This is a genomic window from Streptomyces sp. CA-111067, assembly GCF_050956065.1.
In the GTDB taxonomy this organism is placed as follows: domain Bacteria; phylum Actinomycetota; class Actinomycetes; order Streptomycetales; family Streptomycetaceae; genus Actinacidiphila.
In genome coordinates, this window is sequence record NZ_CP192103.1 from 4,796,941 (window position 1) to 4,817,596 (window position 20,656).

The 20,656-nt window shown below is 70.8% G+C and carries 10 protein-coding genes; 5 read left to right on the forward strand and 5 right to left on the reverse strand.

Annotated features, from left to right (window positions below; genetic code table 11):
• Positions 1–172 precede the first annotated feature (172 nt).
• The 4 genes from ACQPW6_RS20935 to ACQPW6_RS20950 all read left to right on the forward strand — a co-directional run bounded on the left by ACQPW6_RS20935 (position 173) and on the right by ACQPW6_RS20950 (position 9,923).
• Complete coding sequence (locus ACQPW6_RS20935; RefSeq protein WP_433891190.1) at positions 173–4,300, forward strand: DUF7507 domain-containing protein; 4,128 nt, start codon at positions 173–175, stop codon at positions 4,298–4,300.
• A gap of 520 nt (positions 4,301–4,820) precedes the next feature.
• Complete coding sequence (locus tag ACQPW6_RS20940) at positions 4,821–5,762, forward strand: ABC transporter ATP-binding protein (RefSeq protein ID WP_433891191.1); 942 nt, start codon at positions 4,821–4,823, stop codon at positions 5,760–5,762.
• A complete protein-coding gene (locus ACQPW6_RS20945; protein WP_433891192.1) occupies positions 5,759–7,141 on the forward strand; it encodes an ABC transporter permease in 1,383 nt (460 codons plus the stop codon). Before ACQPW6_RS20940 ends, ACQPW6_RS20945 begins: the two co-directional genes overlap by 4 nt.
• A gap of 4 nt (positions 7,142–7,145) precedes the next feature.
• Positions 7,146–9,923 carry a phosphoesterase gene (locus tag ACQPW6_RS20950; RefSeq protein WP_433891193.1) on the forward strand — a complete coding sequence of 926 codons (2,778 nt, stop codon included), beginning with the start codon at positions 7,146–7,148 and terminating at the stop codon, positions 9,921–9,923.
• A 24-nt stretch (positions 9,924–9,947) separates the two neighbouring features.
• On the opposite strand, the gene ACQPW6_RS20955 is transcribed toward ACQPW6_RS20950, so the two are convergent.
• From ACQPW6_RS20955 to ACQPW6_RS20975, 5 genes are all read right to left on the reverse strand, one after another.
• A complete protein-coding gene (locus tag ACQPW6_RS20955) occupies positions 9,948–11,855 on the reverse strand; it encodes a potassium transporter Kup (RefSeq protein ID WP_433891194.1) in 1,908 nt (635 codons plus the stop codon).
• Between the two features lie 173 nt (positions 11,856–12,028).
• The gene (locus ACQPW6_RS20960; protein WP_433891195.1) at positions 12,029–12,814 is read right to left on the reverse strand and encodes an ABC transporter permease; all 786 of its coding nucleotides are present in this window, start codon (positions 12,812–12,814) and stop codon (positions 12,029–12,031) included.
• Positions 12,811–13,851 (reverse strand): ATP-binding cassette domain-containing protein, encoded by a 1,041-nt coding sequence (locus tag ACQPW6_RS20965; protein WP_433894607.1) that lies wholly within the window; start codon positions 13,849–13,851, stop codon positions 12,811–12,813. Before ACQPW6_RS20965 ends, ACQPW6_RS20960 begins: the two co-directional genes overlap by 4 nt.
• Positions 13,852–14,047: 196 nt before the next feature.
• Positions 14,048–14,899 carry a DUF4097 family beta strand repeat-containing protein gene (locus tag ACQPW6_RS20970; protein WP_433891196.1) on the reverse strand — a complete coding sequence of 284 codons (852 nt, stop codon included), beginning with the start codon at positions 14,897–14,899 and terminating at the stop codon, positions 14,048–14,050.
• 95 nt (positions 14,900–14,994) lie between these two features.
• On the reverse strand, positions 14,995–15,498 hold the full coding sequence (locus tag ACQPW6_RS20975; protein ID WP_433891197.1) for a hypothetical protein: 504 nt from the start codon (positions 15,496–15,498) through the stop codon (positions 14,995–14,997).
• A gap of 1,079 nt (positions 15,499–16,577) precedes the next feature.
• Between ACQPW6_RS20975 and ACQPW6_RS20980 the strand changes: the two genes are divergently transcribed.
• Positions 16,578–20,627, forward strand: coding sequence for a glycoside hydrolase family 3 C-terminal domain-containing protein (locus ACQPW6_RS20980; protein ID WP_433891198.1), 4,050 nt, complete (start codon positions 16,578–16,580; stop codon positions 20,625–20,627).
• Positions 20,628–20,656: the final 29 nt, after the last annotated feature.

The window sequence follows — 20,656 nt, forward strand, 5'->3', positions numbered from 1 at the left end:
TGGACTCTCCGAGCCGCAGGAGATGGCGTTCATTCTATAGAGCATTTACCTGCAAATATGCCGAAACAGATGTTATTGCCCAGGTCAGTGCTCAGGTGAATAGCGAATGGGGTTCCGTATGCGGCGGGTCGTTCCCTTTTCGAGCGTCCGGTCGGGTTCTGGACCCTCGTCAGTGCTCGCGGTGTTGCTCAGCGCGGTGCTCGGTCTCGGCGGCACGGCCGCCTCAGCCATGGCGGACGCGGCGCCCGCGGCGCAGCATGGGCCGGCGGGCAAGGGCGCGCACGTGCGGAGCGTGGCCGGGGCCCGGGAGGGCAACCGCGCGGCGCCCGCGCCCGCCGCGCCGGCCGTCGTGTTCACCGAGGACTTCCAGAACACCTCAAGTGACGTGCCGGTGCCGCTGGCGGACTACACCGGCGCGAACGGGGAGCAGTACACCGCCGACCCGGCGTGGCTGAGCGACTGCAACGGCGAGATCCTCAACTACACCATGACCGCGCTGCCCGCGAACTGCGCCGCGGGCCCGGCGGGCATGAACAATCTGCGGCCCATGGCGTACGCGCTGGGCGACCTGCGCGGCGCCGCCGACCCGACGCAGAACGACGCGCTGTCGGCGTACACCGACACGGGCAACAACATCCCGGTCGATCCCGGGGCCGGGAAGGTCCAGTTCCAGACCGTCCAGCCGATCGACCTGCCCTCCGGCACCGGCAAGCACTACATCCTGTTCGGGGTGGACGCCGGAGCGGTCAACTGCCCCGACCGCCCCCCGCTGCTCCGGTTCAACCTGGTCAACGGCTCGGACGTGACTCCGGTCGGTGCTGACATCGACACCTGCACGGACCCGCGCGGCCGGGACATCGCGGTGCCGTCCCCGGCCGGCGGCACCACCAACGTCCACACCGGTACCTACACGACGTCGGCGGCCCTGCCGTTCACCGGCTCCTCGCTGTCCCTGCAGATGATCAACGATCAGGCCTCGGGCAACGGCAACGACAGCGCGGTCGACAACATCAGCCTGATGGACGCGACCCCGACGGTGAGCAAGTCCTTCTCGCCGACCCCCGTCGCGGTCGGCGGCACCTCGACGCTGACCTTCACCGTCACCAACACCACCGACCTGACGGCCAAGCCGGGCTGGTCGTTCACCGACACGCTGCCCGCCGGCCTGACCGTGGCGGATCCGGCGGCGACGTCCACGACCTGCACGAACGGCACGATCAACACGACGTCCGGCACGGCCGGCATCGACATGGCCGGCGACCTCGACAACGGTCAGACGTCCTGCACGTTCACCGTCGACGTGACCTCGGACACCGCGGGCACCTACCAGAACTGCGCATCCAACGCCTCCAACCTGAACGGCGTGAACCCGCCGGACTGCGCGGACGTGGTCTTCGCCGTGCCGCGCTACACGATCGCCAAGACCTCGGACCCGGCCGACGGCGGTTCGGCCGCCCCGGGCAGCACGGTCGCCTACACCCTGACGTTGAACAACCCGGGCAGCGTCCCGGCCCCCGCGAGCATCGACGACGACCTGACCAAGGTGCTCGACGACGCGGACTACAACGGCGACGCGGCGTCCAGCTCCGGCGCCGCGCCCGCCTACACCAGCCCGCACCTGACATGGTCGGGCACGCTGGCGCCCGGCCAGACGGTCACGATCACGTACTCGGTCACGGTGAAGGACCCGGACCCGGGCGACGAGGTCATGACCAACGTCGTGACCGGCGGAGACGACTCCAACTGCGTGGACGGGACCGAGGCCGGCTGCTCCGACACCGTCTACGTGCCGCATCTGACGATGAAGAAGTCCTCGGACGTCAGCACGGCGCTGCCCGGGCAGCAGGTCAACTACACCGTCACGATCACCAACGACGGCAAGGGCACCTACCCCGACGCCTCGTTCACCGACGACCTGTCGAAGGTCCTGGACGACGCGGCGTTCGGCGATGACGCTTCCGCTTCCTCGGGGACGGTGTCGTACACGGAGCCGGTGCTGTCCTGGAGCGGGGACGTCGCGGAGGGCCAGACGGTGACGATCACCTACTCGGTCACCGTGGACAAGCCCGACGCGGGCGACGGCAAGCTGACCAACGCCATCGTCGGGCCCGGCGGTTCGAACTGCGAGACGGGTTCGAGCGACCCGGACTGCTCGGACGTCGTCCCGGTCACCGAACTCCAGGTGGCGAAGACCTCGGACGCCAAGTCGCCGGTCAAGCCCGGCGACAAGATCACCTACACGGTGACGGTGCAGAACCCCGGCACCGTCCCCTACACCGGCGCCTCCCTCTCGGACGACCTCACCTCCGACCTGGACGACGCGGCGTACGACGGGGACGGTGCCGCCACGGCCGGGACGGTGTCGTACGCGGCTCCGGTCCTGTCCTGGAACGGGGACGTGCCGGCCGGCGGAACGGTGACGATCACCTACTCCCTCACCGTGCACAACCCGGACACCGGCGACAAGAACCTGGCGAACGCCGCGGTGGTGCCGGACTCCAACTGCTCGGCCGGCTCGACCGACCCGGCGTGCGCGACGGACGACGGCATCGCGGCGCTGCGGATCTCGAAGGCGTCCAACGCGCCCAATCCGGCGAAGCCGGGGGACAAGGTGACCTACACGGTGACGGTCGAGAACACCGGCACCGCGGACTACCCGGGCGCTTCGTTCACCGACGACCTGTCGAAGGTGCTGGACGACGCGGCGTACGACGGGGACGCTTCCGCCACGGCGGGGACGGTGTCGTACGCGGCTCCGGTCCTGTCCTGGAACGGTGATGTGCCGGCCGGTGACACGGTGACGATCACCTACTCGGTCACCGTCAACGACCCCGACAAGGGCGACCGGGCGCTGGACAACACGGTGGTGGGCCCGCCGGACTCCAACTGCGCGACCGGTTCCAAGGACCCGGCCTGCTCCGGCGACGTGCCGGTCGCGGACGTGCAGATCCGCAAGCACGCGAGCCCGTTCCGGGCGAAGCCGGGCGACAAGGTGACGTACACGGTGACGGTCAGGAACGTCGGCACCGCGGACTACCCGGGCGCTTCGTTCACCGACGCCCTGTCGAAGGTGCTGGACGACGCGGTGTACGGCGATGACGCTTCCGCTTCGTCGGGGACGGTGTCGTACACGGCCCCGGTCCTGTCCTGGAACGGCGATGTGGCGGCCGGTGACACGGTGACGATCACCTACTCGGTCACCGTCAACGACCCCGATGAGGGCGACCGGGTGCTGGACAACACGGTGGTCGGCCCCGCGGACTCCAACTGCGGCCCGGGTTCCACCGATCGGGCCTGCTCGGGCAATGTGCCGGTCGCGACGATGGCCATCACCAAGACGGTGAAGGCACCGAGCCCGGCCAAGCCCGGGGACAAGGTCGCCTACACCATCACGGTGACCAACACCGGTGAAGCGACCCTGCTCGCGGCGCACTTCACCGACAACCTGTCCGGCGACCTCGACGACGCCGCCTACGACGGGGACTTGGCCGCCAGTACGGGGCGCGCGGTCTACCGCGCACCGGTGGTCGGCTGGACCGGCGTGCTGCGGCCGGGCGCGAGCGCGACCATCACCTACTCGGTCACGATCAACAACCCCGACAACGGCGACAAGCGGCTCTCCAACACCGTCGTCGGCCCCGACACCTCGAACTGCGCGACCGGCTCGGACGACCCGGACTGCTCCACGGACGTGCCCGTCGCACAACTGAGGATCGCCAAGCGCTCCGTGGCGCCGCACCCGCTGAAGCCGGGTGACAAGGTGACGTACACGGTGACGGTCAGGAACACCGGCACCGCGGACTACCCGGCCGCGTCGTTCACCGACGACCTGTCGAAGGTGCTGGACGACGCGGCGTACGACGGGGATGCTTCGGCTTCGTCGGGGACGGTGTCGTACGCGGCGCCGGTGTTGTCCTGGAACGGCGATGTGCCGGCCGGCAAGACGGTGAGGATCACGTACTCGGTCACGGTTGACGACCCCGACAAGGGTGACTTGAAGCTGGCCAACGCGGTGGTCGGGCTGGCGGACTCCAACTGCCCGGCCGGCTCGACCGATCGGCGCTGCGCGACCCACCACCACGTCACGCCCCCCGCTCCGCCGACCCCCACCCCGACCCCGACGCCCACGCCCCCGGGGCCGACCCCCACTCCGCCGCACGGCCACGACGGCGGCCATGGCGGCCACCTCCCCGACACCGGCGTCCAGGGCTGGACGATCGCCGCCCTCCTGATCGCCGCGCTAGCGGTGGCAACCGGCTTCACCTTCCGCACCCTCACCCGCCGCCGCCGCGCCGGCTAGCCCCCGGCGCGGGGGCGCCCCCGGCTGAGGGGCGCCCCGGCGAGGTTGCGCCCCGTAGGGGCGCGGGGCTGTGTCTGATGTGCGGCTCCGCCGCGTGGGCGCGGTGTGCCCCGGCATCACCAGGGGCGCGGGGCTGTTGTCGATGTGCGGCTCCGCCGCGTGGGCGCGACTTACCCCGGCATCACCAGGGGCGCGGGGAACTGCGCCACCAGCCCACCACCGGCCGGTGGTCCGGCAACTGCCGGAAGGGGCTTGGCGGTCGGTCGCCTGCGGGCACGCTCTGGCTGAGCGCGCAGTTCCCCGCGCCCCTACGGGGCGCATACCTCGCCGGGGTCCGCCGCGCGCCTCACGGGGCGCACACCTCGCCGGGTGCCCCGTGCGCCTCACGGGGCGCGACCTTGCCGGGGCAATAGTGCAGCGAGTGCGGGTCGCCTCCCGTTCCCCGAACGTTCAACTCTGCTTCCGTACCCCCGTCTTACCGCCTCCCTACAGTCTCCGTAGGTGCTGGGAGAAGGGTCCTATGGATACGCAGCAGGCCGTCCGCGCGCGGGAAATCACCAAGTGCTTCGGGGAAGTCGTCGCCCTCGACAGCATCGACCTGGATGTGTCACGGGGGCAGATCCATGGTCTCGTCGGGCCGAACGGCGCGGGGAAGACCACGCTGCTCGGCCTGCTGCTCGGGCTGGCCGTCGCCGACGGCGGCGAGCTGGAGATCCTGGGTGCGCCGGTCGGGCGGGCCTACGCCGCTCCTGACGGGGTGGCCGGGTTCGTGGACGGCCCGGGCCTGTATCCCTCCCTCACCGCGCGGCAGAACCTCGCCGCGCTCGCCGCGCTGCGCGGCAGCGACCCGGCGGCCGCGGGGATCGACGCCGCGCTCGCCGAGGTCGGGCTCACCGACGTCGCCGACGACCGGGCCCGCGGCTTCTCGCTCGGCATGCGGCAGCGCCTCGGCCTGGCCGCCGCGCTGCTCACCAAGCCGCGGCTGCTCGTGCTGGACGAGCCGTCCAACGGCCTCGACCCGGCGGGCAAGCGGCACGTGCACGGCGTGCTGACCCGGCTCGCCGCCGAGGGCACCGCCGTGGTGCTGTCCAGCCACCGGATGGACGACCTGGAGGCGCTGTGCTCCGAGGTCACCATCCTGTCCGTCGGCCGGGTGGTCTTCTCGGGCCCGCTCGGCAAGCTGGTCGCGGAGAACCGCGAGCTCGACTACCGGCTGCTCACCTCCGACCCGGGCAAGGCCCGCCTGCTGGCCGACGCGACCGACGGGATCGACGTCGTCGAGGACGGCGTGGAGTGGCGCGGCGCGCAGGCGCTGATCGTCCGCGCCCGGACCCCCGCGCTCGACGAACTCGTCTCGCGCCTGGTGCGCGACGGCATAGCGCTGCGCGAACTCGCGTCCGTCGTCTCGCCGTTGGAAGCCGCGCTCCTCGCCCTGACCGAACAGCAGGAGACCGCCCGATGACAACGACCGCACCTCCCAGGGCAGTTGAGGACGACGAGGCGGCCGTGCGCGTCGGCCCGGTCTCCGTCCCCCGCGCCTACCGCTTCGAACTGGTCAAGCAGTTCTCCCAGTGGCGGATCCGCCTCCTGGTGCTGGCCTGCTGGATCGCGCCCGCGCTGTTCGTGGCCGCGGTGAGCCAGCAGAGCACGCTGCCCACCGACACCCTCTTCGGCCGCTGGATGCACGCCACCGGCTGGGCCGGACCGCTGGTGGTGCTGGGCTTCTCCGGCACCTGGGCGCTGCCGCTGCTGACCTCGGTGGTCGCCGGCGACGTCTTCGCCTCCGAGGACCGGCTCGGCACCTGGCGGCACCTGCTGGTCGCGGTCAGGTCGCCGCGGCGGATCTTCGCCGCGAAGGCGCTGGCCAGCCTCACCGTCATCCTGCTGATGCTGGTCGGGCTCGCCGCCTCCGGCTCGGTCGGCGGCCTGCTGGCTGTCGGCAACCGGTCGCTGGTCGGCCTGGACGGCCATCTGCTGTCGCCCTCGCACGCCGCCGGCGAGGTCTTCCTCGCCTGGGCCTGCGTGATCGCGCCCACGCTGGCGCTCGCCGGCATCGGCCTGATCGGCTCGGTCGCGCTCGGACGGTCCCCGATGGGCCTGCTGCTGCCCGCGGTTGCGGCGCTGGTGATGCAGCTCGCGCAGATGCTGCCGCTGCCGGTCGCGGTGCGGATGGCGCTGCCCGGCTACGCGTTCATCGCCTGGAACGGCCTGTTCACCGCCCCGGGGCAGACGAAACCGCTGCTGATCGGCATCGTGATCAGCCTGCTGTGGGCGGTACTCGCCACGCTGATCGCCTATCTGCTGTTCCTGCGCCGCGACTTCACCAACCTCACCCACGACAACTCCGGCCGCCGCGCCGTCATCACCGGCTTCGTGCCGCTGGTGGCGCTGGCCGCCGCCACCGTCGCGGCCATCGGCCTGGCGACCCCGTCCACGGGGTCGGGCATCGACAGGCCGAAGGTCGAGGCGTCGCTGTCGACGGTGTTCGGCCACCTGTACCGGATGCAGACCGCCGAGCTCAACCGCCCCGCCGTCACCGAGGCTCAACTGCGGGTGTCGGCGGCCTGCGACAAGGGCGGCGACCGTACCGACGACGAAGGCGCGGGCAACGACTGGCGCTGCGTCGTCACCTGGCACCTGCCCGGCGTGCAGGTCGCGGGCACGGCCGTCTACCAGCTCGACATCACCTCTGACGGGCGGTACGTCGCCGACGGCGACGGACCGAAGGAAGTGAACGGCTACTTCCAGGTGCGCACCGCACACGGCGACGCACCGAACCCGCTGTGGCAGTTCGACGGCAATGTCGAGCTGCTTCACACCTCCTCGAAGGGACAGGGATAACGCGATGCAGGTCAAAAGGCAGCGGCGGATCGACGAGAAGCCGCAGATCAACCTGCTCGGCCGGCATGTCGGCCGGAGAGGCGCCCTGGTGACGGCATGCATCGCGGTCGCCCTCGGCGTCACGGGCACCGCGGTCGCCTCGACGCAGCAGTTCGGCACCCAGCAGGTCGGCCAGACCACCCGCAACGGCCAGGTCGTCGCCGACGACCAGTACATCAAGCCCTACGGCACCCGCAGCGTGATCAACGACGGCAAGATCATGTCGTCCGTGGTCAGCCCGGACGGCGCCACGATGGCGGCGGCGGTCACCGACGGTGACGCGGCGCTGGTCATCGTGGACCTCAAGTCCGGCCAGGTGAAGCAGAAGATCGGCACGAACGCCGCCGACGGCCTGCGGATCACCAGCGTCGCCGTCGGCCAGGAGGGCCCGACGTACTCGCCCGACGGCAAGCAGCTGTGGCTCGGACAGGCCGACGGCTACACCAAGTTCACGGTGAACGCCGACGGCACGCTGGCCGCCCCGGTGGCCGTGCCGATCGCCGCCGACGGCAGCAAGCAGGCGCTGGTCGGCGCCGCGGTGTTCGCCGCCGACGGCTCGACCGTCTACTCCGCCGTCAACGGCCAGAACCGGGTGGTCGCGATAGACGCGGCCACCGGCGCGATCAAGCAGAGCTGGACGGTCGGCACCGCCCCCCGCGGCCTCGCGCTGGTCGGCGGCAAGCTCTACGTCAGCAACGAGGGCGGCCGGGCGGCCAAGGCCGGCGACACCACCATCAACTCCTACGGCACCGATGTGCCGGCCAACCCGAAGACCGGCGCCTCCACCACCGGCACGGTCAGCGTCATCAAGGTGACCGACCCGTCCGCCACCGTCGGCACCATCGACGTCGGCCTGCACCCGACCGCGGTGTACGCCAGCAAGGGCACGGTCTTCGTCACCGACACCGCCGACAACAAGGTGTCGGTCATCGACAGCCGCCGGGACCGGGTCGTGCAGACCATCTCCACCCAGCCGTGGCCCGAGGCGTCGGTCGGCTACGAGCCCAACGCGGTGACGCTCACCGACGACGGCCGCCTGCTGGTGACCCTCGGCCGCGCCAACGCCGTCGCCGTCTACCGGTACTCCGGCGCGCAGCAGCCGGTCAGCTACGTCGGGCTGCTGCCGACCGACTACTTCCCGGCCGAGATCACCACGGTCGGCAAGAAGGTCGTGGTCTCCAACACCCGTGGCATCGACGCCCTGCGGCCCACCACGGCCGCCGGGCACGGCACCCACGACACCACGTCCAGCCTGACCCAGTTCACGCTGCCCAGCGACCGGGTGATCAGGGACCAGACGGCCAAGGTCTTCCAGCAGAACGGCTGGGACCGCGACTCCGTCGACACCGCCTCGGCCACGTCCAAGAACAAGGGCAAGGGCCACCAGCCCAAGCCCGTACCGGTGCCGGCCAGGATCGGCGACCCGTCGACGATCAAGCACGTCTTCCTGCTGGTCAAGGAGAACCGGACCTACGACCAGGTCTTCGGCGACATGCCGCAGGGCGACGGCGACCCGGCGCTGACCCAGTTCGGCGCGAACGTGACGCCCAACCAGCACGCGCTGGCGGCGCAGTTCGGGCTCTACGACAACTTCTACGACGTCGGCACCAACTCCGCCGAGGGCCACAACTGGCTGATGCAGTCCGACAACCCGGAGTACACCGAGTCCTCCGCCGGTGAGTACACCCGCAGTTACGACACCGAGAACGACGTACTCGGCCACCAGAAGACCGGCTTCATCTGGACCGGCGCGCAGGCGGCCGGCAAGTCCGTGAAGGACTACGGGGAGTTCCAGTCGCTGGAGAGCAAGCCGGCCGGCGCGACCTGGCAGAACCTGTACTGCGACACCAAGACCATGGACAGCACCGGCGCCCCCAGCGCCTACCCGATCAAGACCGGCTCCGCGATCCCGTCGCTCAACGACGTGTCGGTGCCCGGCTTCCCGCTGTTCGACCTGGACGTGCCCGACACGTACAAGGAGCAGGTCTGGAAGCAGGACTTCCAGAAGAGCGGCGCGGCGGACCTGAACATGTTCTGGTTCTCCAACGACCACACCGGCGGCCCGACCAGCCCGGCCGCCGCCGTCGCCGACAACGACCTCGCGGTCGGCAAGATGGTCGACCAGATCAGCCACAGCAAGGACTGGAAGGACTCCGCGATCTTCGTCGTGGAGGACGACTCGCAGGCCGGCCTGGACCACGTGGACGGCCACCGCGCGCCGGTCCAGGTGATCAGCCCGTACGCCCAGCACGGCACGGTGGACAACCACTACTACTCGCAGATCACCATGGTCCGCACCATCGAGCAGATCCTCGGGATCAAGCCGATGAACCAGAAGGACAGCGCGGCCACCCCGATGTTCAGCGCGTTCACCAACAAGCCGGACTACACCCCGTTCAACGCCGTCCCCAACAGGACGTCGCTGACCGACGGTCTGAAGACCGCGCCGACCTGCGGCGTCGACACCCCGGCCGCGCAGGACCCGAACGCGGCCCCGGTGCCGAAGACGCTCTCCGTGCCGGCCCCCGAGGAGGGCATCGCGGCGCAGTGGAACAGCTGGAAGTCGCACCAGCGGCTGACCGGCCCCACCGCCGTGCCCGACTACGCCAACCCCGAGCAGATGGACCGCTTCACGTGGTACCAGACGCACAACTGGACGACGCCGTACCCCGGTGACAGCAAGATCCTGGCGCCCGACGAGGTGCCGGGCGCGTACATCCCGTCGGCGGAGAACGACGGCTGACCCGTTCTGCCCGCGGGCGGACGATCACACCTCGATGTTCGAGCCCATGATGATCGTCCGCTCGCGCGGCAGGCTGAAGTGCTCGGCGGCGTCCGCCGTGATGTAGGACGTGGCGATGAACAGCCGTTTGCGCCACGGCCGCAGCTCGTTCGCCGGGCCGCGGTGCAGCTCGATCTTCGACAGGAAGTACGACGCCTCGCCGAGGTCCAGCGGCCCCTCGGTCCGCGCCGGGTCGAGGGCGGCGAGCGCGCCGGGCACGTCGAGGCTCTCCATGTAGCCGTACCTGGCGGTCACATGGATGATCCCGTCGTCGCTGTACCCGAGGTCGTCGATGAGGATCCGGTCGGCCTCCGGCACCCGCGGCACCGGCTTGGTCTCGATCGACAGGATGACGACCTGGTCGTGCCGTACGTGGTTGTGCTCGACGTTGGCCCGCATCGCCAGCGGCGTGGTGCGCTTGTCCCGGTTGAGGAAGACGGCCGTGCCGGGGACCTGGAGCACCGGCGTCGGGCTGTGCCGCAGCTCCTCCACGAACTCCCGCAGCGAGCCCTCGCGTTCGGCCCGCTCCCTGGTGACCATCTGCCGGCCGCGCTGCCAGGTGGTCATCACGGTGAACACGCACAGGCCGATCAGCAGCGGCAGCCACGCGCCGTGGATCAGCTTGGTCAAGGTGGCGGCCACGAACAGCAGGTCGATGACGAGCAGGACGGTCGCCCCGGTGACCACCAGCCACAGCGGTCTGCCCCACTTGGTGCGTGCCACGTAGAAGAACAGCAGCGTGGTGATGGCGATGGTGGCGGTGACGGCCATCCCGTAGGCGGCGGCGAGCGCGGTGGAGCTGCGGAAGGCGAAGATCAGGGTGAGGACCGAGACCATCAGCAGCCAGTTGACCAGCGGTACGTAGATCTGGCCGATGGTCGACTCGGAGGTGTGCGCGATCCGCAGCCTTGGCAGATAGCCGAGTTGGGCCGCCTGCGAGGCGACCGAGAACGCGCCGGTGATCACCGCCTGCGAGGCGATCACCGTGGCCGCGGTGGCCAGGAACACCATCGGCAGCCGGCCCCAGTGCGGCACCAGCAGGAAGAACGGGCTGCTGACGTTGTGCTCGTCGGCCAGCACCAGCGCTCCCTGGCCGAAGTAGCTCAGTACCAGGGCCGGCAGGACGAGCAGCGCCCACGCGCGGGTGATCGAGCGGCGGCCGAAGTGCCCCATGTCGGCGTACAGCGCCTCGGCGCCGGTGACGGCGAGGACCACCGAGGCCAGCGCGAAGAACGACGTGCCGAAGTGGCCGAACAGGAAGCCCAGCGCGTACGTGGGCGACAGCGCCTTGAGGATGCTCGGGTGGTCGACGATGCCGTTGATCCCGCAGGCGCCGATCACCGTGAACCAGAGGATCATCACCGGCCCGAACACCCGTCCCACGGCGGCCGTTCCGCGGTGCTGCACCAGGAAGAGCACCACGATGATCGCCGCCGTGATCGGCACGACGGCCTCGTGCAGGGACGGTTCGACGACCTTCAGCCCCTCGACCGCCGACAGCACCGAGATCGCCGGGGTGATCATGCTGTCGCCGAAGAACAGCGACGCGCCGAAGATCCCCAGCGCGACCAGGACGAGGGCCGTGCGCCGGCCCCGTTTCGCCTTCCCGCGGCGCAGCAGGGTGATCAGCGCCATGATGCCGCCCTCGCCCTCGTTGTCGGCGCGCATCGCGAGGAGGACGTAGGTGACCGTGACGATGACGGTGACCGACCAGAAGACGAGCGACACGACGCCGTAGACGTTGCGCTGCGAGACCGGCACGGGGTGCGGGTCGTCCGGGCTGAACACGGTCTGGAGGGTGTACAGCGGGCTGGTCCCGAGGTCGCCGAAGACGACGCCGAGCGCGCCGACCACCACGGCGAGCCGCGCTGCCTCATGCTGCCGTTCGGCCATCTCGATCCTCTCCCCGCGGGGCCCCGGCGGGCCCTGTCGCCTGGTCGGCGCGTCACCACTCCGGACGATATCCCGATCATCGCGCGCGTCATCGGCACGCGCCGGGGCGCGGGGGCGTCGGGCTGGGGCGCCGGCGGCCGGGCCGGGGGTGGGCCGGGGCCGGCCCGGGTCCGTCACTTCGGGTCGCGCTGGAACACCGCCTTCGACCAGCGGTAGCCGAGCACCGTCAGGCCCGCGCACCACACGAGGGCGATCCACCAGTTGTCGCCGATGTCCGTGCCGAGCAGCAGGCCGCGCAGCGTCTCGATGGCCGGGGTGAACGGCTGGTACCGCGCGATCGGCTGGAACCAGCCCGGCATCGCGTGCACGGGCACGAACGTGCTGCTGATCAGCGGCAGGAAGATCAGCGGCAGCGCGTTGTTGCTCGCCGCCTCCGCGCTCGGGCTGATCAGGCCCATGCCGACCGCGATCCAGGTGAGCGCCACCGTGAAGAACACCAGCAGCCCGAAGGCCGCCAGCCATTCCAGGACGCCGGCGCCGGTGGAGCGGAACCCGATCGCCACCCCGACCGCGCCGACCAGCACCACGCTGGCCACCGCCTGCATCACGCTGCCGACGACGTGTCCGACGAGGACGGAGCCGCGGTGGATGGCCATGGTGCGGAAGCGGGCGATGATGCCCTCGGTCATGTCCATCGAGACCGACACGGCGGTCCCGATGGTGGTGCTGCCGACGGTCATCAGCAGCAGGCCGGGGACGAGGTAGGCGATGTAGTCGGAGCGGTCGCCGCCGCCGATGCCGGCGCTCATCGTGTCGCCGAAGATGTAGACGAAGAGCAGCAGCAGCATGATCGGGGTGAGCAGCAGGTTCAGGGTCATCGACGGGTAGCGGCGGGCGTGCAGCAGGTTGCGGCGCAGCATCGTGGTGGAGTCGCGTACGGCGAGGGCGAGGGTGCTCATCGGGCGGCGTCCTTGGGGTGGTTGGGGACGGTGCTGGGGTTGTCGGCGGGGCCGGTGCCGGTGCCGGCCGGGCTGTTCGGGCCGGCCGGGCCGGCCGTCAGGGCGAAGAAGACGTCGTCGAGGTCGGGGGTGTGCACGGTCAGTTCGTCGGCCTCGATGCCGGCGGCGTCCAACCGGTCGAGCAGCGTGCGCAGTTCGCGCTGGCTGCCGTCGTTGGGGACCTGGAGCGCCAGCGCCTCGTCGTCCCGGCTGACCTCGCGCAGCGCGGAGGCGGCGGACTCGTACGCGTCGGGGTCGGTGAAGCGCAGCCGGACGTGGCCGCCGGGGATGAGCCGCTTCAACTCCTCGGCGGTGCCTTCCGCGGCGACCCGTCCGTCGTGGAGCAGGGCGATGCGGTCGGCGAGTTCGTCGGCCTCGTCCAGGTATTGGGTGGTGAGGAAGACGGTGACGCCGCCGGCGACCAGCTCGCGGATGATGCGCCAGGTGTTGTGCCGGGAGCGGGGGTCGAGGCCGGTGGTCGGCTCGTCGAGGAAGATGATCCGCGGGCTGCCGACCAGGGTCATGGCGATGTCGAGGCGGCGCTTCATGCCGCCGGAGTAGGTGGAGGCGGGCTTCTTGGCGGCGTCGGTGAGGTCGAAGCGGTCCAGGAGTTCGGCGGCGACCCGCCGCCCGTCCCGGCGGGGCAGGTGGTGCAGGTCGGCCATGAGGAGCATGTTCTCCTCGCCGGTGATCAGGCCGTCCACGGCGGAGAACTGCCCGGTGACGCCGATCGCGGCGCGCACCCCGTCCGGGGAGCCGGCGACGTCATGGCCCGCGACCTGGGCGTGGCCGCCGTCGGCGGTGATGAGCGTGGAGAGGATCTTCACGGCGGTGGTCTTGCCGGCGCCGTTCGCCCCGAGCAGGGCGAACACGGAGCCGGCCGGGATACGCAGGTCGAGGCCGTCGAGGACGGTCTTGTCGCCGTAGGACTTGCGCAGGCCGATCGCGGAGACGGCGGCGGGGGCGTGCGGTTCGGTCGGTTTTCTGGACGTGGGCATGACAGATGAAGGCATGGGTGTGTCCGTTTCGAGAACGAAGTGGTGGGGGAGTCGGGATGGGGCGCGCGGGGCCGTGCTCGGTCTGCGGCTGCCGCCGCGCGGGCGCGCGGTCAGCCGCGACGGGGCCGCGCTCCGCCACCGGCCCGGCGGGGCAGATCGGTCCGCTCAGGACCACCGGGCCCGGAGGGCGGAAGCGTCAGACCTGTTGGGCGCCGGCGTGCAGGATGTCGATGGTGCCCCAGTTGGAGCGGGCGTGGATCCTGACCGTGTCCTCGGCCTGCTCCGGCGCCTCGGACGCGTCCAGCCGGTTGCGCACCTGCCCGCGGCTGGAGCTGACGTCGAGCCAGGCCGCGACGCCGTCCCGTACGCCGACCTCGATCGGCCCGTTGGACGTCTCCAACTGCACCTCGCCGGCGCCGACTTCGGCGATCCGCAGGTGCCCGTTGGTGGTGGTGCCGGTGACGGAGGACTCGGCGCGCGCGACGTCGATGCCGCCGTTGGTGCCGCTCACCCGCAGCTCGCCGGTCACGGTGCCGATGGTCGTCGTACCGTTCGAGTTCTTCAGTACGGCGGTGCCGCCGATGTGCCCGACCCGCAGGCTGCCGGTGCTGGTGGTGATCTCCGCCGGGCCGTCGATCCGGTTGATGGTGATCGAGCCGTGCGAGGAGGTCATGTGGAGCGGCCCGGTGGTGTCGAGGCGGACGTCCTGCGACGAGGTCTTCACCCGCACCTCGCCGAGCCGGCCCTCGCCGAGCACGTGCGTCCACGAGCCCGTCACCTCGACGTGCGAGCCGGTGGGCAGGTCCACGGTCACGTCGACCGAGCCGGAGGGGCCGATGAGGTAGCGCTCCTTGGTCCTGATGGCGAGGGTGCCGCCCGCGTACGTGACCTCGGTCTGCTCGGCGGCCCGTACGTCCTTGTCCCGCTTCGGGTCGCTGGGCCGGACCTCGACGACGGTGTCGGCGCGGTCGGCCGCGGTGAGACGGATGGAGCCGGCGCCGATGTGCGCGGTGGTGGTGATCGGTCCGGGGGTGTCGAAGGTAGGCATGGTCGTCCCGTCCTCTTGGGTCTGCTGGCCGTCCCCGCTGGTCAGGGACGTGAAGGGGTTCGTCTGAAGCTGTGGGGCGGGTGCCGGGTGCGCGGCTAGCGCGCCCAGCCCGTGAAGCTCTGGCCGATGGTGCGGGTCTTCTCCGGCGGGCGCGGGCGCGTACCGCCCTCGACGGCGGCCGACACCGCCCGCACCAGCCACGCGTTGACCGACAGCCCCTCGCGCCCGGCGGCCTGCTCGGCCCGCGCCTTGAGATTGGCGGGCAGCCGCAGATTGACGCGAGCGGTGTTCCCCTCGTCCCCGTCGGCCGGCGCGGCGGCGAGCGGTTCGACGGGCGCGGCGGCCGGCCCGCCGGAGGGCGCCGGTGTCACCACGAAGTCGGGGTCGAGCCCGCGCAGCCGCAGGTCGACGGAGCCGGGCGCGAGCTCGCGGGTGATCTCGTCCATGGCGGCGGAGAGCACGTTGAGCATGGTCAGACGGGTCGCCGACTCCAGCGGAGCGGTCAGCCGCTCCGCCAGCTCGCGCGCATCGTCGCCACCGGCTTCCGCCGCCACCGCGAGCTCGCGGCGCAGGGCGTCGACATACGGGGTGAGGTCCATGCCTTGATGATGGCACCACCATGGCACCACGCGCAACCCTTAATGGCACCACATGGCACTATGCGGTGCCACGCCGACACCACGCGGGCACCACCGGGGCTGCCACCGGGCCCCCGGGCGGGGCTGCCCGCGAGAAACCGCCTGCGTGCCCCGGACCGTCATGGCAGGCACCGCCGCCGGACCGATGAGTTCCCCCACCCGGGCCGGTCACCCCACCGGCACCGGGGTGCGCCTCCCGTCCCCCTGCCCGTCTCCCGGGGCTCACGGGGCTGCCCCGGGGGACGCCCCCACCGGCCGCCGGCCCTGCTTCACCGATGTACACCCGTGGAACGGCCTCCGGCGTCGGCTGGTGGCGTGGCCGGCTGCGATTCACCCGGTCGGGCTCGGGGTCGCCGCCGCTGTGGTGGCCGCCCTTGCGGCTGCCTGGTGCGCCGACTTCCTGAACGAGCGCGCCGAGCGGGCCGCGTCCTGTCCGAAGTGCCGACGCGTGCCGGTGGCACCGACTCGCTAGCTCCGGCAAAGAGTTTTGACGAAGTTAGTCAAAAGACCCTCGGTTTGGCCGGGGTTTGCGCCCGTCCCCGCGCATAGGGGCTGCCCTCCGGCGCAGGCCGGGGCCCCGGCGGGGTCGGGCGCTCCCGAGACGGGGGGAACGGGCAGCTATCACCCCGTTTGAGCGGGTCGAGTGGGCGAACGCGCGCCCCTCCCCGTCCGTCCCGACAGGCGGATATCCGTGTCACGCAAACAAACTGACGCCCCGTGCGACTCAGCGTGAGCCCTGAAAGATCTCTTGACTTTTGTTCATTGCAAGCTAAACAGTGTGTTCGCCAGTTCTCATCCGTTCGGTGGGCGACCGCTCGCGCCGTGCCTCGTGCGCGGAGCGCGAAGGAGGACAACGATGTCGGCTCCACGGTTCAGCCGGTTCAACCGGCCCAGCGGGACCGGGCCGCGCGACCGGGTCGCGCCGACACCCCCGGGTCCCCACCCCCAGCGATCGTGCACCCCGTGCGGACCCCCCACCGGGCCCGCGTACTCCGCATGAACCTGCGCCCCCACCCGCGCGTGACGTGAAGGAGACAACCATGCGCTCCCGCAGACTCAGAACACCCATCACACGAGCGACCGGACGAGTGCTGGCCGCCGCGGTGGCGGTGACCGTCGTGGCCGGCCTGCCGGCCGTGGCGCAGGCGAGCCCCCAGCCCGCCGGGCGGTCCGCCGCCGCGTCGAGCACGCCGATCTACCTCAACACGCACTACACGTTCGCCGAGCGCGCCGCCGACCTCGTCTCGCGGATGACGCTCGCGGAGAAGACGGCGCAACTGCAGACCAACAACGCGCCCGCGATCCCGCGGCTCGGCGTCCAGCAGTACACGTACTGGAGCGAGGGCCAGCACGGCCTCAACCGGCTCGGTGCCGACACCGAGGCCGGCGGGCAGGGCGAGCTCGACGTGACGGCGACCAGCTTCCCGGTCAACTTCGCGTCCACGATGTCCTGGGACCCCGACCTGACGTACCAGGAGACGACGGCGATCTCCGACGAGGCGCGCGGCGTCCTGGACAAGTCACTCTTCGGGAAGGGCCAGAACAACATCGGCCCGTCCGTGTCCGACTACGGCGACCTCACCTTCTGGGCGCCGACGGTCAACATGGACCGCGATCCGCGCTGGGGCCGTACCAACGAGTCGTTCGGCGAGGACACTTACCTCGCCTCCACGATGGCCGGCGCGTTCGTCAACGGGTACCAGGGGCAGACGAAGAGCGGCAAGCCGATGACGCCGTATCTGAAGGTCGCCTCGACCGCCAAGCACTACGCGCTGAACAACGACGAGAACGCCCGCCACACGCAGAGCGCGAACACCACCGACGCGAACGTCCGCGACTACTACACCAAGCAGTTCGCCAGCCTGGTGGAGGACGCGCACGTGTCCGGCGTGATGACGTCGTACAACGCGGTGAACGGCACGCCGGCGCCCGCCAGCACCTACACCGTCAACGAACTCCTCCAGGCCACCTACGGGTTCGGCGGCTACACCACCTCCGACTGCGGTGCCATCGGCGACGTCTACTCCTCCGGCGGCCACAATTGGGCGCCGCCCGGCTGGACCACCAACGGCACCACGTGGACGAACACCAGCACCGGCAAGGAGGTCCCGGCGGCGGCCGGCGGCCAGGCGTTCGCCCTCCGGGCCGGCACCCAACTCAACTGCGCCGGGGGTGAGTTGACCTCGGCGAACATCGACGCCGCCATCTCCATGGGCCTGTTGACTCCCGGCGTGATGGACAGCGCGCTGACCAAGCTGTTCACCGTCCGGTTCCAGACCGGCGAGTTCGACCCGGCGAGCAAGGTCGCGTACACCAAGATCACCAAGGACCAGGTCGAGTCGCCCGCCCACCAGGCGCTGGCCGAGAAGGTCGCCGCGCAGGACCTGGTGCTGCTGCAGAACAACAAGGTCTCCGGCACCTCGGTCCCGCTGCTGCCGGTGAACCCCGCCAAGCTGAAGAACGTCGTCATCGTCGGCAACCTCGCCGACACCACGACGCTCGGCGGCTACTCGGGGCAGCCGACGCTGAAGGTCGACGCCGTCCAGGGCATCACGGACGCGGTCAAGGCGGCCAACCCGTCGGCGACCGTCACCTTCGACGCCTGCGGCACCTCGACCACCGCCACCACGCCGGCGGCGTGCTCGGCCGCCACCCAGAGCGCCGTGAAGGCGGCCGACCTGGTGATCGTGGCCGTCGGCTCCGACATGGCCGTGGCCGACGAGGGCACCGACCGCCCGGCGCTCGCCATGCCCGGCAACTACGACTCGCTGATCGACCAGATCTCCGCGCTCGGCAACCCCCGTACCGCGATGGTCATGCAGGCCGACGGCCCGTACGACATCAAGGCCGCGCAGAAGGACTTCCCGGCGATCGTGTTCAGCGGCTACAACGGCGAGAGCCAGGGCTCGGCGCTCGCCAAGGTGCTCTTCGGCGCGCAGAACCCGTCCGGGCACCTGGACTTCACCTGGTACGCCGACGACTCGCAGATCCCGCCGATGGACAACTACGGGCTCACCCCGTCGCAGACCGACGGGCTCGGCCGTACGTACATGTACTCCACCACCACGCCGACCTACCCGTTCGGATACGGCCTGTCCTACGCCGACTTCAGGTACTCGCACGTACAGGTCGGACCCGGCTCGGTGTCCGCCGACGGCAAGGTGAACGTCCGCTTCGACGTCACCAACACCGGCAAGTCGGCGGGCGCGACGGTCGCCCAGCTCTACGCGGCGCCGCAGTTCACCGTGCCCGGAACGGAGTTGCCCAAGCAGCAGCTCGTCGGCTTCAAGAAGACCTCGGTGCTCGCGCCGGGACACACCGAGCACGTCAGCCTGTCGGTCAAGGCGGCCGACCTCAGCCAGTGGGACGAGAACGCGCTGAAGCAGGTCGTGCACGACGGCGCCTACCAGTTCCGGGTCGGGCCCGACTCCGCGACCGTGGCCGGCTCCGGCACGGTGCGGGTGCACGGCGCCATCACGCCGAAGGTGAAGTCGGTCACCGTCCAGCCGACCGGCACGGTCTTCACCCCCGGTGACAACCTCGACCTCACGGCCAAGAACCCGTGGATCGCGGCCGACACCGACCCCACGCTGGAGCAGAAGCACGCCGCCGCCGACAACATCGTCGAAGCGGCCGACAACGACCAGTCGTTCGCCGATCTGTCCCGCGCCCACGTCACCTACCGCACCAGCGACCCGCGGGTCGCCACGGTCAGCCGCAGCGGCGTGGTCACCATGAAGGCACCCGGCGCCGCGACGATCGAGGTGACGGTGAACGGCGTGACCGGCACCGCGCCGATCGTCGTCCAGGACCCGTTCACGCTGGACGCGACCGGCATCGTCAAGCCCGACACGACGATCACGGCGACGGCCTCGTTCACCAACACCGGCAAGGACACCGTCCGAGGGCTCACGTTGGGCCTGACTGCGCCCACCGGGTGGACGGCCAAGGCGAGTTCACCGGTCACGCTGTCCCGGGTCGCCCCCGGTCAGAAGGTCACGGCCACCTGGAACGTCAGCGTCCCGGCGAGCGCGAGTCCGGGCGCCAAGGCCGAGTTGGACTCCACGGCGGAGTTCACCGGCGGGGCCGGCGCGTACTCCGAGGCGGCGGTCAGCCCGCTGACCGTGACCTCGGGCGCCACCCCTGACCAGGTCACCCCGATGGTCACGGGGACCGACCCGGCGGCCGGTTCGCTCAAGGTGGTCCTCACCAACCCGTCGGACACGCCCACTTCGGTGACCGGCGTCAACTGGAAGCTCGGCAGCCAGTCGGGCACCCAGCCGGTCAGCGCGACCATCGCGCCCAACGCGACGGCCACGGTGGACGTTCCGGTCACCGGCATCACCTTCGCCAAGCAGTACCCGTTCACGGTGACGAGCGTGATCTCCGGCGACCTGTCCTCCGAGGCGTTCTCCGGCCACGTCACGTTCCTCCCCGTGGTCAACAAGAGCCTCGGCAAGTCCTGGACGCTCGACCAGGTCCAGGACGGCCCCGCGGTCGACCTCGCCACCACCGCCGACGGCAACTGGCAGTCGCTGGACGCCGCGCAGCCGTACGGCGGCGCGCCCGACCTGTCGGGCAAGGTCTGGCTCAACTGGGACGCCGACAACCTCTACATCACGGCGAACCTGACCGACGACGTCCAGTCCCAGCCCGCCGCCGGCGCCGACATCTGGCAGGGCGACAGCCTCCAGTTCGCCGCCACCTCGGGCGTCCCCGGCTCCTCGGCGACGGAGACCACCGCCTCCGTCAACGGCCACTACGAGTACGGCGCCGCCCTCACCGCGACCGAGGCCCAGCTGTACCGCTGGATCGCCCCGACCGAGGGCGCCGGCCCGGTCACCGACGCGACCGTCAACGTGACCAGGGACGACACGGCCCACACCACCCTGTACGAACTGGCCGTCCCCTGGACCGACCTCACCTCGGTCCAGCCCACCGCGAACACCGTCTTCTCGTTCTCGATCGACGTGAACGACAAGGACACCGGAGTCCGCAAGGGCTACGACCAGTGGGGCGAGGGCATCGGCTCGAGCAAGGACGTGGCGGGCTTCAACATGGCCCAACTGATGCCTCCGACGGCCTCATGACCCCCGTCCCGTAGTACCGCACCTCCCCG

Bases quoted from the DNA above. Each gene is read 5' to 3' on its own strand.
- ACQPW6_RS20940 (WP_433891191.1), top strand. From the start codon at position 4,821: ATGGATACGCAGCAGGCCGTCCGCGCGCGGGAAATCACCAAGTGCTTC.
- ACQPW6_RS20945 (WP_433891192.1), top strand. From the start codon at position 5,759: ATGACAACGACCGCACCTCCCAGGGCAGTTGAGGACGACGAGGCGGCC.
- ACQPW6_RS20950 (WP_433891193.1), top strand. From the start codon at position 7,146: ATGCAGGTCAAAAGGCAGCGGCGGATCGACGAGAAGCCGCAGATCAAC.
- ACQPW6_RS20955 (WP_433891194.1), bottom strand. From the start codon at position 11,855: ATGGCCGAACGGCAGCATGAGGCAGCGCGGCTCGCCGTGGTGGTCGGC.
- ACQPW6_RS20960 (WP_433891195.1), bottom strand. From the start codon at position 12,814: ATGAGCACCCTCGCCCTCGCCGTACGCGACTCCACCACGATGCTGCGC.
- ACQPW6_RS20965 (WP_433894607.1), bottom strand. From the start codon at position 13,851: ATGCCCACGTCCAGAAAACCGACCGAACCGCACGCCCCCGCCGCCGTC.
- ACQPW6_RS20970 (WP_433891196.1), bottom strand. From the start codon at position 14,899: ATGCCTACCTTCGACACCCCCGGACCGATCACCACCACCGCGCACATC.
- ACQPW6_RS20975 (WP_433891197.1), bottom strand. From the start codon at position 15,498: ATGGACCTCACCCCGTATGTCGACGCCCTGCGCCGCGAGCTCGCGGTG.
- ACQPW6_RS20980 (WP_433891198.1), top strand. From the start codon at position 16,578: ATGCGCTCCCGCAGACTCAGAACACCCATCACACGAGCGACCGGACGA.